Genomic DNA, 14,563 nt, shown 5'->3' on the forward strand with positions numbered 1-14,563 from the left:
ACATGTGCGTTGGCTTTCCTCACTCACCCCAGTCACTTACCTGAGTAAGCTCCTGGGGATTCGCGGCGTCGCCGCCTTCCTGTAACTCGAATTATTTAGGGTATTCATTTCCCGGCGGCACAAACGCTGCCGGGGCTACTGCTTCGGGTAGCCCGGATAAGCGATAGCGCCATCCGGGACAGACCGGGTTACTTACGCACTGCGCTGCAGCAGCATCGACTTGATATGGCCGATGGCGCGCGTCGGGTTCAATCCCTTAGGACAAACACTGACGCAGTTCATAATGCTATGACAGCGGAATACGCTGAAAGCATCGCTTAACCCTTCCAGGCGGCTGTCGGTTTCGGTATCGCGGCTGTCGATCAGGAAGCGATACGCCGCCAGTAAACCTGCCGGGCCGACAAACTTGTCCGGGTTCCACCAGAACGACGGGCAGGACGTTGAACAACATGCGCACAGAATACACTCGTACAGTCCGTCGAGTTTCTCACGCTGCTCCGGCATCTGCAGATGCTCACGAGCAGGAGGATTTTGCCCATTATTCAACAAGTAAGGCTTAATCTTCTCATATTGTGCATAGAATTGCCCCATGTCTACAACCAAATCGCGGATAACCGGTAAACCTGGCAGCGGACGGATAACAATTTTCTTGCCCGGCTGATTCAGCGCGGAGATCGGCGTGATGCACGCCAGACCGTTTTTACCATTCATGTTCAGACCGTCGGAGCCACAGACCCCTTCACGGCAGGAACGACGAAATGAGAGCGACGGGTCTTTTTCCTTCAGCTGCATCAGCGCGTCCAGCAGCATCATGTCGCGACCTTCTTCCGCTTCCAGGGTGTAATCCTGCATATGCGGAGCATCGTCAACGTCCGGGTTATAACGATAAACTGAAAACTCGAGTTTCATTTTCCTGTCTCCGCATTAATAAGTACGAATCTTCGGCGGGAATGCCGGGCGCAGCTTCGGTTGCATGTTAACGCTACGACGCGTCATCGCTTCCGACTCTGGCAGGTACAGGGAATGGCACAGCCAGTTTTCATCGTCACGTTCCGGGAAGTCGAAGCGGCTATGCGCGCCACGGCTTTCGGTACGGAAGTTTGCCGACACCGCGGTGGCGTAAGCAGTTTCCATCAGGTTATCCAGCTCCAGGCACTCGACGCGCTGGGTGTTGAACTCGCTGGAGGTATCGTCCAGGCGCGCATTTTTCAGACGCTCGCGGATTGCCTTCAGCTGCTCAAGCCCTTTCGCCATCGCATCACCTTCGCGGAACACCGAGAAGTTGTGCTGCATACATTCCTGCAGCGCTTTGCGGATCTCGGCCGGGTCTTCACCGTTACGGTTGCCGTTCCAGCGGTTGAGGCGCGCCAGAGAAGCGTCGATCTCTTCTTCCGTCGCGTCGCGAAGCTCGCCCTGTTCGGCGATAGATTCCTGCAGATGTACGCCGACCGCGCGGCCGAACACCACCAGGTCAAGCAGCGAGTTACCGCCCAGACGGTTAGCGCCGTGAACCGATACGCAGGCGATTTCACCGACGGCGAACAGCCCAGGAATAACCACATCTTCGCCCTGCGCGTTAACGGTCAGCGCCTGGCCGCTTACGCGGGTCGGAATACCGCCCATCATGTAGTGGCAGGTTGGGATAACCGGAATCGGCTCTTTCACCGGGTCAACGTGCGCAAAGGTACGGGACAGTTCAAGGATACCCGGCAGGCGGGATTCGAGAACTTCTTTACCCAGGTGGTCAAGCTTCAGCTTGGCGTGCGGGCCCCACGGACCGTCGCAGCCGCGACCTTCGCGGATTTCGATCATGATGGAACGCGCCACCACGTCACGACCCGCCAGGTCTTTCGCATTCGGAGCATAGCGCTCCATAAAGCGCTCGCCGTGTTTATTCAGCAGATAGCCGCCTTCACCGCGGCAGCCTTCGGTGACCAGAACCCCGGCCCCGGCGATACCGGTTGGGTGGAACTGCCACATTTCCATATCCTGCACCGGCACGCCGGCGCGGATCGCCATCCCAACGCCATCACCGGTATTGATGTGGGCGTTGGTGGTGGATTGATAAATACGACCTGCACCACCGGTAGCCAGCACGGTTGCGCGGGCCTTGAAGTACACCACTTCGCCGGTTTCGATACACAGCGCGGTACAGCCAACGATGGCACCGTCGGCGTTTTTCACCAGATCCAGCGCGTACCATTCGGAGAAGATAGTGGTGTGGTTTTTCAGGTTTTGCTGATACAGCGTATGCAGCAGGGCGTGGCCGGTACGGTCAGCTGCCGCCGCGGTACGTGCCGCCTGCTCGCCGCCGAAGTTTTTCGACTGGCCGCCAAACGGACGTTGATAAATGGTGCCATCTTCGAGGCGCGAGAACGGCAGGCCCATATGATCCAGTTCAAGAATCGCTTCCGGACCGGTTTTGCACATATATTCAATGGCGTCCTGGTCACCAATGTAGTCCGACCCTTTAACGGTGTCGTACATGTGCCATTCCCAGTTATCTTCATGGGTATTACCGAGCGCAACGGTGATGCCACCCTGCGCGGAAACGGTATGGGAACGAGTAGGGAACACTTTGGAGAGCAGCGCACAGGACTGGCCGCTCTGGGAAATCTGCAGCGCCGCGCGCATACCTGCGCCACCGGCACCAATCACAACAGCATCAAATTCTCTGACAGGCAATTTCATTACACACCCCACACCACAACAAATCCATAAAGAACGTAAGCCACCAGCGCAACGACGATAAGCAGTTGCAGAACCAGGCGCACAGCCAGTGGTTTAACGTAGTCCGTCAGCACCTGCCACATACCGATCCAGGCGTGGATCAGGATGGAGACGAGGGCCAACAGGGTGAAGACTTTAGTGAACGCGGAGGAGAAAAAACCCGTCCAGACTTCCCATGAGATTTCACCCGTGGTGGCAAAGAAGCCGACCATATAGATGATGTAGAGGGTCAGAACGATGGCGGTAGCACGAACCAGAATGAAGTCATGTACGCCGTTGCGTCCCAGTGCTGAGGCGTTGCTTACCATACGAGGACTCCTGCGAGAAGTGAAAGCACGACAGTAATAACAAAAGAAATCTTGGCGGAGCGTGTCCCTACTTCGAGGGTTTCTTCCAGGTAGCCAAAGTCCATCATCAGGTGGCGGATACCGACCACTGCGTGATAAGCCAATGCGGTCAGAATGCCCCACATAATGAATTTCACGAAGAAGCTATCCATAATGGATGCCGCAGTGAGGAAACCTTCGGGAGAGGAAAGGCTGGTGCCCAGCAACCAAAGCAGAATCCCGACCGCCACGAAGGTGATCACACCGGATACGCGATGGAGAATGGACGCTATCGCCGTGATTGGGAACCGGATCGTTTGCAGATCCAGATTGACAGGTCTTTGTTTTTTCACATTTCTTACCATGAATAACGCCCACATGCTGTTCTTATTGTTTCCTTCCTCCGGTCTGCTTGCGGGTCAGACAGCGTCCTTTCTATAACCTGTAGTCATGAATAAACTCCTTTTCAGGAGCGAAAACGTGACCAAACAACGCTGGGTGGCTCGGGATTGCAGGGTGTTCCGGAGACCTGGCGGCAGTATAGGCCGTTCACAAAATCATTACAATTAACCTACATATAGTTTGTCGGGTTTTGTCCCGAACAGTGATCAAAGTCACGATAACAACATTATTTTAAAATTTAATCACCTGATTTGACAAATATTAAACATTCTTGTTACAACCATTACCAGATAAATGCAATAATGCTCAAAAGTTATGGGGTCACTCTTTCACCTGAGAATAAGTTATGCAACAGTGTGACGGTATTGACCAATGTAATCAGGACGGTTATTAGTGGTATAACGATTTTTAAATTCGGGCTGCTAAAACGCTGATTTGCTGTTATTTCGTCGTAAACTGAAAACGTTCCATCAAGCGCCTTTGCTCTGTACCCTGCCAATTCCGCTGTCGCAGAGCTGTGTGCAACATAACAAACTGGTAACGTAATCAGGCACGAGCCGAAGGCAAATCCCCCCCGGCAGTCTTAAGCAATAAAGGCGCTAAGGAGACCATAAATGTCTGATGCAAAAGCAAAAATCACCCTAGGTGGTGATACTGCTATCGAACTGGATGTGCTAAAAGGCACGCTAGGCCAGGATGTTATTGATATTCGTAGTCTTGGTTCAAAAGGCGTATTTACCTTTGACCCTGGTTTCACTTCAACCGCATCGTGTGAATCTAAAATCACGTTTATCGACGGTGATGAAGGTATTCTGCTCCACCGTGGTTTCCCGATCGATCAGTTAGCGACCGAGTCCAACTACCTTGAAGTCTGCTACATCCTGCTGAACGGCGAAAAGCCGAATCAAGCCCAGTACGAAGAGTTCAAAACCACCGTTACCCGCCACACCATGATCCACGAGCAGATTACCCGTCTGTTCCACGCGTTTCGTCGCGACTCGCACCCGATGGCGGTGATGTGCGGTATTACCGGCGCGCTGGCGGCGTTCTATCACGACTCCCTGGACGTTAATAATCCACGCCACCGAGATATCGCGGCGTTCCGCCTGCTGTCCAAAATGCCGACAATGGCAGCGATGTGTTACAAATATTCAATCGGCCAGCCTTTTGTTTATCCGCGCAACGACCTCTCCTACGCGGGTAACTTCCTGAATATGATGTTCTCCACGCCGTGTGAAACCTACGAGGTTAATCCGGTACTGGAACGCGCCATGGACCGTATTCTGATCCTGCACGCTGACCACGAGCAGAACGCGTCAACCTCAACCGTCCGTACCGCAGGCTCCTCAGGCGCGAACCCGTTCGCCTGTATCGCTGCGGGCATCGCCTCCCTGTGGGGACCGGCGCACGGCGGCGCGAACGAAGCGGCGCTGAAGATGCTGGAAGAGATCAGCTCCGTTGAGCACATTCCGGAATTCGTTCGTCGCGCGAAAGATAAAAATGACTCTTTCCGCCTGATGGGCTTTGGCCACCGCGTGTACAAAAACTACGACCCGCGCGCCACCGTCATGCGTGAAACCTGCCATGAAGTGCTGAAAGAGCTGGGCACCAAAGACGATCTGCTGGAAGTGGCGATGGAGCTTGAGCACATTGCGCTCAACGACCCGTACTTCATCGAGAAGAAACTCTATCCGAACGTCGATTTCTACTCCGGTATCATCCTGAAAGCGATGGGTATTCCGTCCTCCATGTTTACCGTTATCTTCGCGATGGCGCGTACCGTAGGCTGGATTGCCCACTGGAACGAAATGCACAGCGACGGCATGAAAATTGCCCGTCCGCGTCAGCTGTACACCGGCTACGACAAACGCGATTTCAAGTGCGACATCAAGCACTAAGCCAGGTTTCGGCAACAAAAAACGCGCCTTAAGGGCGCGTTTTTTTATGGCTGCGATATCGCCGCTATCTGAGCACCCTTCAGGGCAGACGAAACGCCAGTTGAACGTCATTGAGGCTATCGAACGCCTGAGATGATTGCTGCTGCAGGCGCGGAAGATCGAGCTGATGCAGCAGTTGGGCTACGGGAGAGGACGAGCGGACCACCAGCACCGCGCTGGAAATCTCTTTGGCCAGCGCCTGCGCGGACGGATTATCCAGCGGACAAATGTTCAACCCGACCTTATCCAGCGGAATCAGCGATGCCTGCTGATGCCAGACGCCGGTATCAATTTCGCCGAGAAAAACGGAACGCGGCAGCAGGGTAAAATCCACTTCCACATACTCATAATCCGCTTCCGGGAACTGGGCTCGCGTCAGCCGCTGATGATCGCTGGAATGAAAATCGATGCCGACGCGCGGGCGCCGGGATAATGCCGCATCGGTTTTCTCCACCACCACCAGACTACCCGGTCGATAGTAGCTTCCGTAGCCGACGTCAAAGAGCTCGAAGCCCTGTTCGGCGGCATCCGCCATCAGCATTTGTGCAGAGCCGGAAGAGAGCAGAACAATATCCACCGCATGATGCTCAAAAGCGGCCAGGCGCGAACGCGCGCCGCGCAGATAGCCGACGGTGGTGACCACACCCCAGCATTCGGACTGTTGTACAAACGCGGAGGCCACCTGCGTCGCTTCGAGGGAGCCTCGAGGCGGCAGCAGGATATGCACCGGCGGCATGCGCGCGGCGTCCCAGAGCGTCGGGAAATCCCAGGAGACCACAAACGTCCCCTGGTGCCCGCGAGAGACGAGATTGACCGCGCCGTCTTTTTTCAGCTCCTGCAGCGCCTTTTGCACCGTACCAGAGCCAATATCCAGCACCTCCTGAAACCAGGAGGTGGTCGGCAGACGGCCGGATAGCCCAAGCGAGATAATCGTGCGGGCAATAAATGCGACCGGAGAAAGCTGTTTCGCATCGTGCGCAATAACCGTCATTGTTTCCGTCAACTCTTACTGTTCCAGAAGCCGCAGCGCCCGTTCAACGCTGTGGTTTTCATGCACCACGGCATTCAGCGCGCGAAGCACGCCGGCCGGCCGCTGCGCGCGGAAAATACGTCGTCCAAACATGACCCCTTTCGCTCCCGCCTGCATGGCATCGGCCGCCAGCTGCAGCGTTGACTGCGGATCTTCGCCGCCCGCACCGCCTGCCAGCAGCACCGGAGTATAGCAGGTGCTTGTTACCGCAGCAAAATCCTCCACCGAGCCGGGCCAAAGCGCCTTCACCAGATCCGCGCCGATATCGGCGGCAATGCGGCAGTACATACTCATCACCCCGGCGCTAAGCGCGTCGGGATCGATGCCCTCCAGCGCCGAGCGGGGTTCGATAATCACCGCGATACCGTATCGTTCACATTCGCGAACAATACGCGCGTTGCGCGCAATTTCCGCCTGTTCCAGCGCCGTATCCTTCTGCCCGAGGTACATATAGGTCATCACTGCATCAATACCGCTGGCGGCCACCTCGCTAATTTCTGCCAGCTGCACCAGCACGCCTTCGCTGCGGCCATCTTTTCCCGGCGTATAGATCGAACGCGCGTGGTTTTTCCAGTCGAGATGCAGCACAAACCCCGGCCTGTCGCGCCCCATAAACGTCTGATCCACCAGCGGGATCATCCCCGGCGAAACCATCACCCCATCCGCGCCGCGCAGCTGGGCAAAGACGGTTTCAATATCCCTGCGGGTTTTCAGCCCCGACGGTGGGCCGGACATCACCCCGTGGGAGGCGGCGACGACCACCGCGTGCCCTGTTTCCGGGCGCAAAATACGACTTAAACGAACTGCCTTGCCGGTACGGGAATCCATCTTGCTCTCCTTCACAAAGTTGACTAAAAAAATAAAATGCAATTTGCAGCTTTCTGCAAATTGATCGTATATTAGCCATCAACACGATGTCAATGAATTATCCCTGAGCGCGTTTTCTCCGCCAGACCGCCAGGATGTTCTCTACAATTGTCAATGCAGGAGTTGGTATGCCGGACATTTCTCATCTCATTAGCGCCTTGAAAAATATATTGCCAGAACAGCAGGTACTGAGCGACCGCGAAACCCTTCAGGCCTCAAGCCACGATACCTGGCCACTGTCGACAAAGCTCAGGCGCTTAGGGTGCCATGATTACCAGGCGGACGTTGTGGTGAAGGTCACCGATGAGCAACAGATCCAGCAGGTGCTGGCGCTGGCGACGGCGAACGATACGCCGGTCACCCCTCGGGCCCTGGCATCTTCGGTCACCGGACAGCCGCTACCCACGCGGGGCGGTATCGTCCTCGATCTCAGCGGCATGGCGCATCAGCGCGCAATCAATACGACCAACCTGACCGTCGAAGTCTCCGCCGGCTACAACGGCGGTCAGTTGGAAGATGAACTGCAGCAGATGGGCTGGACGCTAGGACACTCACCGCAATCGCTGTACCAGTCCAGCGTTGGCGGCTGGCTATCAACGCTGGCGACCGGCCAGTTCTCCTCTTACTACGGCGGAATTGAAGATCTCATTACCGGCTATACGGTTATCCTCGCAACGGGCGAAAAGGTACGGCTGAAAGCCTCGCCGCGCGCGGCGATGGGGCCGGATCTACGCCAGCTTTTTATCGGCGCCGAAGGAACGCTGGGCGTCGTAACCTCGGTGCAGCTTAAGATATTCCCGCTGCCGCAAACCCGTCTTTACGACACCCTGGAGCTGCCCTCCGTCGAAGCCGGACTGCAGATCATGCGCGAACAGGCGATGGCCGGGCTGCGCCCTTTCCTCCTCCGGCTGTACGATCCCACCGAGGCCCGCCACGCGATGCAAAATCCGGCTCAGGACAAGCCGGTGATGTTCCTCGGCACTCAGGGCGTTGAGGCCGTCGCCCGCGCAGAAATGGACGCATTTATGACCCTTGTCCAGCGTCACGGCGGCAAATCGATCGGCCCTCAGGGCGTACTGCAGTGGATGGATCGCCGCTTCGACTTCTCAACGGTCGAAAAGCTGCTGGATTGCAGCGGCGGCTTTGCCGAAACCATCGAAGTCGCTCATACCTGGGACGGTATTGCCGGCCTGTATCACGACCTGAATCAAACGCTGACGCCGCTGGCCGGCGAAGTTCTCTCGCATTTCTCCCACGTCTATCCGCAGGGGACCTCCATGTACATGATCCTTCTCGGGCACGAAGCCAACGATGCTGAGGCGGTCGATAAGCTGCGCACTATCTGGCGGGAGGCGATGCGCATCTGCCTGGCGCACGGCGCCGAGCTCTCGCACCACCACGGCGGCGGACTGGTACGCTCACCCTATGCCCGGGAATCGCTTGCTTCGGCGCATATTCTGCTGCGACGCGTCAAGCAGGCGCTCGATCCAAACGGCATTCTCAACCCAGGCAAATTGGGGCTGTAACGCTTAACTGAGGGTCATCACCATGTGGTTTCTCGGCATTGATATTGGCACCACGCATATAAAAATTATCGGCATCGACGAAGACGGTCAGCCGCTGGCGGTGAAAAAGTGCCGCACGCCCGTCCTCCAGCGCGACGGGCTGACCTTCCACGATGCTCAGGCGGTTTGGCAAACCGTGGCGGCGCTTATCATCGACTACTCCCGCAGCGAGGCCCGCTCCTGCGGTCCGCTGGCGGCGATCTCCATCGGCACCTTCGGCCAGGAGGAGTCGGTGGCGGTCAATCGCTATGGTGATGTTATCTATCCATCGCTGGCGTGGTGGGAGAACTACCCTGCCGCCGCGCTGCCCGACGACGTTCATCTCTGGCTGGATAGCCAGGCGCATTACGCTGTTTCCGGGATGCGATCGCGCCCGAACCAGAGTCCGGAACGGCTGAGCTGGATACGCCAGCAGCATCCCGATCTCTGGAGGCAAATCGACCAGTGGGTAGATTTCGGCAGCTACACCATGTGGCGTTTAACCGGCGAATGGCGGGCCTGCACGTCGCAAATAACCCACTCGCAGTGCGTCGATTTACAATCGATGCGCCTCCATGAACCCACGCTGGATAGGCTCGGACTGCGCCCCGAAATTTTCCCGGCGACGGTTAACACCGGCGAGCACTGCGGGGAGATTAGCCCTCAGGCTCTTCCCGGAGTGGCGCTGCACCCGGCAGCCTGCGTTTTTGCCGGCGGGCACGATCAAATTATTGCCGCCTGGGCGGTTCAGAGTCGCCAGCCCACTCACGTCTTCGATTCGATCGGCACCTCGGAATATCTGATGGTGCTGACGCCCCACTTCCCGGATACGCCGATCGCCTGGCAGCTTGGCGTGGATATCGAACGAACCTGGCAGCCGGGAGAATTTGTCATGGGCTGTGCGACGCCGTCGGGGAAAATCATTCAGACGCTGGCGGAACTGCTCTATCAGGGGGATTACGATCCGCTGTTTCGCGAGCTGCTCGAGGAGGCGCACACGCCTGGCGTGTCGGTCTCGGTTAATGAAGACGAATCTCTGGGCCTGTTTTCACTGCACCATTTGCCTGCCGGTGTTCAGCCGGCAAGCATCGTGCAGGCAACCCTGAACCATATCGCCGATCGCGCATTTCGACTGCTGACCAGGATGTGCGAGATTGGCGCAATCCGCCCTCAGGATGCCGTGCTGATGGGCTCGCTATTCCAGCGTAAGGAGATGCTTGAGCACCGCAAACGCCGTTGGAAAATGCCGCTGTTCGTCAGCGAGCTCGCTGAACCGGTTGCCACGGGTGCCGCCATGATCGCTCGCGAAAGCTGGCTCATTACCACTCACCGGGAGAACCGCCTGTGAACGTGCTTATCGCCTCGCTGAATACGGCTATTGAACGCCTGCTGCTGGTCGACCAACAGTGCCCCGGAACGGTCCATCGCCTGCTGAACGATAAAACCCTGGCCGGCGGGAAAGGGGTAAACGTGGCGCGCGTTTTACGCCAGCTTCAGCGACAGCTGGAAAACGCGCCGGAGCCCCTGCTGCTCGGTTTTCTTGGCGGCGCGACGGGTCGGCTATGCCGCGAGCTGTTGGCCGAGGAAAGGCTGGACGGACGCTGGTGCGAGATTGCCGCGAGCACCCGCATCTGCGAGGTGGTGACGGAGCAAAAAGCACCGGACAAAGCCAGCGTCTACAACGCCGTTGGCCCGGCTATTCAGCCCGAGGAATACCGTCGTTTGTGGAGCATGCTGGCGACGGAGCTTCCTCGCGCCAGCGCCGTTGTTTGCACCGGTTCTCTGGCGCAGAACCTGACGCCGGACGAGTACGGGCGCTGGATATCCCTGGCCCGCGAACACGGCGTCCTTTCGCTGCTCGATACCCACGGGGCCGCGCTGCTGCAATCCGCCGCCGCGCTGCCTGACATCATCAAAATCAACCGCGATGAGCTGCGGCAGGCCAATGCAGAGACGGCGGACGATTTACCCGGCTACTGGCTCACGCAGGGCGTGCGCTGCGTGATTATTACCGATGGACAGCAGCCAACCCAGGCGCTTACCCCGGACGGAAATTTTACAGTCACCGCCCCCGCCGTGGCGACGCTCAGCGCGGTTGGCTCTGGCGATGCGTACTGCGCCGGGCTCATCGCCAGCCTGCTGGCCCGGCCGCAGTTGGGCTGGGCGGCGCACCTGACGCTCGCGGCGGCCTGCGGCGCGGCCAATGCGGCCAGCTCAACGGCAGGCCTGGCCGCCGACGTCAGCCTTCATGTATTACAACAACGCTGCGCGGTAAGCGCGGTACGCTCACCCGCTTAATAACGGAGTGTATTATGGTCAGTCATGCCTCTATCTCAGCAAAAAACGCCTGGATGCGTAACGTTCTGTTGATCTCCATTGTGACCGCCGTCGGCGGGTTTCTGTTTGGTTTTGATAACGGCAGTATTTCCGGCTCCGTCGGTTTTTTACAAAGCAAATTCACCCTTGATGCGAACGGTATCGGCTGGGTGACGTCGTCGATTATCGTGGGCTGTATCATCGGCGTTGCGCTGGCGGGGCCGATTTCCGATGCGGTAGGACGAAAAAAAGTTCTGCTGCTGACGGCGCTGATTTTTATTTTTGGCGTACTCGGCCAGGCCATGGCGACCTCGGCGGAGATGCTGGTGTGGTTTCGCATCCTCGTGGGGGTGGGTATCGGCGTGGAAACAACCATCGCGCCGCTCTACATCGCCGAGGTGTCCCCGGCGCACATTCGCGGTCGGCTGGTGTCGTTAAATCAGCTTTTTAACTGCGTGGGCAATCTGGCCATTTTTTCGATTGCGGCAATCATCGCCAGTAGCGCCAGCGAAGCGTGGAATATCGAATACGGCTGGCGGATTATCTTCGCGACCGGCATCGCCCCGGCGGTAATCTTTCTGATCCTGCTGGCATGGGTGCCGGAAAGCCCACGCTGGCTGCTGCGCAAGGGGCATGATGCGAAGGGGCTCGAGGTGCTGCGAAAAATTAATCCGGATGAAGCAACGGCCAGGCAGCAGCTGGCGGCGATCCAATCCGCGTTACAAAATGAAAGCCAGTCCCGGCTGAGCGAGCTGTTTGCCCCCCGCCTGCGTAAGGCGCTGATCGTCGGCTTTTGCGTGGCGCTGTTTCAACAAATTACCGGGATTAACGCCATTTTTTACTACGCCCCGGAAATCTTTAAAACAGCGGGTGTGGATGTCAGCGGCGCGATGTCTTTTACCGTGCTGATTGGCCTGACGCTGGTTATTTCGACCCTGCTCTCCATGTGGATCATTGATAGAGTCGGACGCCGTTCGCTGCTGATTTTCGGCTCTATCGGTATGACCATTGCGCTAACCTGCATTGGGATGCTGTTCCGCGCCAGCGAAGCGCACACCACCCTGCTGCTGCTGAGTATTCTCGCCTATGTGGCTATCTTCGCCGTCTCTTATGGCACCGTGGCCTACGTCATCATCGCAGAAATATTCCCTATTCAGGTCCGCGGCGTGGCGGTTTCTATCGCAACGTTTGCCCTTTGGGGAGGCAACTTCTTCGTGTCACGCTTTTTCCCGGTCCTCGTGGAAAATATCAGTGCGGCAGGCACATTCTTTATTTTTGCCGCCACCTCGGCGGTCGCGCTAATTTTTGTCCTGACTATGGTTCCTGAAACTAAAGGCAAGACCCTGGAGGAAATAGAACTCGAATTACACCATAAATAATCCTTTGCCCACGGCGGGAGCGTTTCACCACCTGACACCCTGTACCCTATTTTACTTATATACATAACACTATCCGGAGTACATTATGAGACCTGGAAAAATCCTACATCCGCAAATCGCCTCAGCGCTAGCCAGTTTAGGACATGGCGACATTATATTAGTTACCGATGCTGGTGCACCGATTCCCGCTAACGCGAACCGCATCGATCTTGCCTTTTATTCCGGGAGCATCGATCTTCTTGAAATTCTCGCCGTCCTGCGCAATGAAATTTTCATCGAAGAAGTTATTTTTGCCGACGAGGTCCCGGATAATAATCCAAAACTACTCACCTGCGTAACCGAGATATTTACCGGCAGCGGTGCCGACTTCACCTTGATTCCGCACAGCAATCTTGTTACCGATATTTATCCGCGGGCTAAAGTGACTATTCGTTCCGGTTCACTGATGCCCTGGGGAAACTTTGCGCTGGTTGCCAGCACCGATCCTGATGCCTGGTTCGACGACTCCATGAAAATCATCCCGGAATATATTGAACGTTCCCGACGGATTACCGACAAGGCCGTACCCAGAATAAAAAAAATTTACTGACGGATGCCTGCACATGAATACAACACATCATATGAGTTATAAACTGTCCCTCATTGCCTCATTAGCGGGGTTGTTGTATGGATTTGATTCCGCAGTTATCGCCGGGGCAATCTCTCATCTCAGTAAATATTTTTCACTCGATGCTATCGGTACAGGGTGGGCGGTTTCTTCGGTAGTGTTAGGGTTTATGATAGGCGCGCTGAGCGGGCAGTTTATCAATAACGCTTTGGGGAGGAAAAAAGCCTTGCTAATCTCCGGGTTACTGGTTTTTTTAGCGGGGATATTTACCGCGTTCCCCTATAACTTTACCCTGTTTATCCTGTTCAGGATCCTTGGTGGCGTCGGCGTCGGCCTGGGTTCGGCTACCGCCCCCGTGTATATCGGCGAAATATCGGCACCGGAAATACGCGGTAAAACGCTGGGGTTTTATCAGATGATGATCGCTTTCGGCATCCTGCTGGTCTATCTGGTCAATGCGCTGGTCGCCGCCCAGGCGCCAGACCAGGCGTGGGCGACTCAATATTCATGGCGCTTTATGTTAGGCGCGATGGCGCTTCCCGGCTGTTTGTTTATGGTCCTCGTCTGCTTTTTGCCAGAATCCCCACGTTGGCTAATGGGTAAAAACAGGGATGCCGAAGCAAATAAGATAATGAAATATATTAATGGCGAGGGCTATGACTGTACCGCTGAATTGTCGGAAATTAAACGCTCATTTGCCGATTGCGGAGCCGGAAACTCAGGGGCCACCACCTCACTATTATCGAAAAAATACCGCCGGGTATCATTTACGATCTTCGCCATGGCACTGCTGGCAAATCTTTGTGGCATTAACGCCGTCCTGTATTATGGCAACGTATTACTTGAAAATATTGGCATCGCCAACGAACGCACCGCCTATTATCAGCAAATTATTATCGGAATCGCATTTTTTGCCGCTGCGGTATGGGCCGTGTATCGGGTGGATAAATATGGCCGACGTAAGCTCCTGGTCGTCGGATCGTTTGTCTGCTTTGTATCGCTTACGCTGCTCGGAATTTTAATCTGGATGGGCGTCACCAGCATCTTTATGCTGGTGATTATGATTATCTATATTTTATTTTTTGGCGGAACCGTCGGACCTATTCTATGGATAATTATCCCGGAGCTGTCACCGAACATTATTCGCGGTAAGCTGATGTCATGGGCGACATTTTTAATCTGGAGCGGTAGTTTTATTGTCTCCCAGACTTTCCCGATGCTGACGGATAGCCGCGTGCTCAACGAGTGGTTCAACGGCAGTTTCCCTTTCCTGCTCTATGGGTTGTGCTGTCTGCTGTGGTTTTTACTCAATCTCTTCTGCGTAACGGAGACCAAAGATAAATCCCTAGAGCAAATCAGCGCCGAGATGAGCTCGGCCTGAATACGACACGACCCGCCGGCAAAAAATCACGCTAACCCTGCCCG

At 56.0% G+C, this 14,563-nt stretch carries 14 protein-coding genes; 8 read left to right on the forward strand and 6 right to left on the reverse strand.

Annotated features, from left to right (window positions below; genetic code table 11):
* Nucleotides 1-192: 192 nt before the first annotated feature.
* From sdhB to sdhC, 4 genes are read right to left on the reverse strand one after another with little or no spacing between them, the layout of a single operon-like run.
* Nucleotides 193-909, reverse strand: a complete 717-nt coding sequence (gene sdhB / locus M2416_RS04020; RefSeq protein ID WP_076944960.1) for a succinate dehydrogenase iron-sulfur subunit SdhB — start codon at nucleotides 907-909, stop codon at nucleotides 193-195.
* A 15-nt stretch (nucleotides 910-924) separates the two neighbouring features.
* Complete coding sequence (sdhA, locus tag M2416_RS04025; RefSeq protein ID WP_041144633.1) at nucleotides 925-2,691, reverse strand: succinate dehydrogenase flavoprotein subunit; 1,767 nt, start codon at nucleotides 2,689-2,691, stop codon at nucleotides 925-927.
* Nucleotides 2,691-3,038 carry a succinate dehydrogenase membrane anchor subunit gene (sdhD, locus tag M2416_RS04030; protein ID WP_041144632.1) on the reverse strand — a complete coding sequence of 116 codons (348 nt, stop codon included), beginning with the start codon at nucleotides 3,036-3,038 and terminating at the stop codon, nucleotides 2,691-2,693. The genes sdhA and sdhD overlap by 1 nt, the downstream gene beginning before the upstream one ends.
* Nucleotides 3,032-3,436, reverse strand: a complete 405-nt coding sequence (sdhC, locus tag M2416_RS04035; RefSeq protein ID WP_045854497.1) for a succinate dehydrogenase cytochrome b556 subunit — start codon at nucleotides 3,434-3,436, stop codon at nucleotides 3,032-3,034. The genes sdhD and sdhC overlap by 7 nt, the downstream gene beginning before the upstream one ends.
* 324 nt (nucleotides 3,437-3,760) lie before the next feature.
* Here sdhC and M2416_RS27035 point away from each other — a divergent pair, with 324 nt between their 5' ends.
* Together M2416_RS27035 and gltA are read left to right on the forward strand one after the other, a co-directional pair.
* Complete coding sequence (locus M2416_RS27035) at nucleotides 3,761-3,892, forward strand: hypothetical protein (RefSeq protein ID WP_421672170.1); 132 nt, start codon at nucleotides 3,761-3,763, stop codon at nucleotides 3,890-3,892.
* A gap of 180 nt (nucleotides 3,893-4,072) precedes the next feature.
* Nucleotides 4,073-5,356, forward strand: coding sequence for a citrate synthase (gene gltA / locus M2416_RS04040; protein WP_041144630.1), 1,284 nt, complete (start codon nucleotides 4,073-4,075; stop codon nucleotides 5,354-5,356).
* A 79-nt stretch (nucleotides 5,357-5,435) separates the two neighbouring features.
* On the opposite strand, the gene M2416_RS04045 is transcribed toward gltA, so the two are convergent.
* Together M2416_RS04045 and M2416_RS04050 are read right to left on the reverse strand one after the other, a co-directional pair.
* A complete protein-coding gene (locus M2416_RS04045) occupies nucleotides 5,436-6,386 on the reverse strand; it encodes a YhfZ family protein (RefSeq protein ID WP_259222239.1) in 951 nt (316 codons plus the stop codon).
* 15 nt (nucleotides 6,387-6,401) lie between these two features.
* Nucleotides 6,402-7,253 carry a class I fructose-bisphosphate aldolase gene (locus tag M2416_RS04050; protein ID WP_123707040.1) on the reverse strand — a complete coding sequence of 284 codons (852 nt, stop codon included), beginning with the start codon at nucleotides 7,251-7,253 and terminating at the stop codon, nucleotides 6,402-6,404.
* A 167-nt stretch (nucleotides 7,254-7,420) separates the two neighbouring features.
* Between M2416_RS04050 and M2416_RS04055 the strand changes: the two genes are divergently transcribed.
* From M2416_RS04055 to M2416_RS04080, 6 genes are all read left to right on the forward strand, one after another.
* Nucleotides 7,421-8,818, forward strand: a complete 1,398-nt coding sequence (locus tag M2416_RS04055; RefSeq protein WP_259222242.1) for an FAD-binding oxidoreductase — start codon at nucleotides 7,421-7,423, stop codon at nucleotides 8,816-8,818.
* A gap of 22 nt (nucleotides 8,819-8,840) precedes the next feature.
* Complete coding sequence (locus M2416_RS04060) at nucleotides 8,841-10,184, forward strand: FGGY-family carbohydrate kinase (RefSeq protein WP_259222243.1); 1,344 nt, start codon at nucleotides 8,841-8,843, stop codon at nucleotides 10,182-10,184.
* The gene (locus tag M2416_RS04065; RefSeq protein WP_259222245.1) at nucleotides 10,181-11,134 is read left to right on the forward strand and encodes a 1-phosphofructokinase family hexose kinase; all 954 of its coding nucleotides are present in this window, start codon (nucleotides 10,181-10,183) and stop codon (nucleotides 11,132-11,134) included. Before M2416_RS04060 ends, M2416_RS04065 begins: the two co-directional genes overlap by 4 nt.
* A gap of 14 nt (nucleotides 11,135-11,148) precedes the next feature.
* Nucleotides 11,149-12,531: a sugar porter family MFS transporter gene (locus M2416_RS04070; RefSeq protein WP_259222246.1), complete on the forward strand. Its 1,383-nt coding sequence runs from the start codon at nucleotides 11,149-11,151 to the stop codon at nucleotides 12,529-12,531.
* An 85-nt stretch (nucleotides 12,532-12,616) separates the two neighbouring features.
* Nucleotides 12,617-13,120, forward strand: a complete 504-nt coding sequence (locus M2416_RS04075; protein ID WP_259222248.1) for an RbsD/FucU domain-containing protein — start codon at nucleotides 12,617-12,619, stop codon at nucleotides 13,118-13,120.
* Between the two features lie 13 nt (nucleotides 13,121-13,133).
* Nucleotides 13,134-14,519, forward strand: coding sequence for a sugar porter family MFS transporter (locus tag M2416_RS04080; protein WP_259222249.1), 1,386 nt, complete (start codon nucleotides 13,134-13,136; stop codon nucleotides 14,517-14,519).
* Nucleotides 14,520-14,563: the final 44 nt, after the last annotated feature.

The organism is Klebsiella sp. BIGb0132, assembly GCF_024810075.1.
GTDB classification, from domain to species: domain Bacteria; phylum Pseudomonadota; class Gammaproteobacteria; order Enterobacterales; family Enterobacteriaceae; genus Klebsiella; species Klebsiella terrigena.

Bases quoted from the DNA above. Each gene is read 5' to 3' on its own strand.
- M2416_RS27035 (WP_421672170.1), top strand. From the start codon at position 3,761: ATGCTCAAAAGTTATGGGGTCACTCTTTCACCTGAGAATAAGTTATGC.
- gltA (WP_041144630.1), top strand. From the start codon at position 4,073: ATGTCTGATGCAAAAGCAAAAATCACCCTAGGTGGTGATACTGCTATC.
- M2416_RS04055 (WP_259222242.1), top strand. From the start codon at position 7,421: ATGCCGGACATTTCTCATCTCATTAGCGCCTTGAAAAATATATTGCCA.
- M2416_RS04075 (WP_259222248.1), top strand. From the start codon at position 12,617: ATGAGACCTGGAAAAATCCTACATCCGCAAATCGCCTCAGCGCTAGCC.
- sdhB (WP_076944960.1), bottom strand. From the start codon at position 909: ATGAAACTCGAGTTTTCAGTTTATCGTTATAACCCGGACGTTGACGAT.
- sdhA (WP_041144633.1), bottom strand. From the start codon at position 2,691: ATGAAATTGCCTGTCAGAGAATTTGATGCTGTTGTGATTGGTGCCGGT.
- M2416_RS04050 (WP_123707040.1), bottom strand. From the start codon at position 7,253: ATGGATTCCCGTACCGGCAAGGCAGTTCGTTTAAGTCGTATTTTGCGC.
- M2416_RS04080 (WP_259222249.1), top strand. From the start codon at position 13,134: ATGAATACAACACATCATATGAGTTATAAACTGTCCCTCATTGCCTCA.
- M2416_RS04070 (WP_259222246.1), top strand. From the start codon at position 11,149: ATGGTCAGTCATGCCTCTATCTCAGCAAAAAACGCCTGGATGCGTAAC.
- sdhD (WP_041144632.1), bottom strand. From the start codon at position 3,038: ATGGTAAGCAACGCCTCAGCACTGGGACGCAACGGCGTACATGACTTC.
- M2416_RS04045 (WP_259222239.1), bottom strand. From the start codon at position 6,386: ATGACGGTTATTGCGCACGATGCGAAACAGCTTTCTCCGGTCGCATTT.
- sdhC (WP_045854497.1), bottom strand. From the start codon at position 3,436: ATGTGGGCGTTATTCATGGTAAGAAATGTGAAAAAACAAAGACCTGTC.
- M2416_RS04060 (WP_259222243.1), top strand. From the start codon at position 8,841: ATGTGGTTTCTCGGCATTGATATTGGCACCACGCATATAAAAATTATC.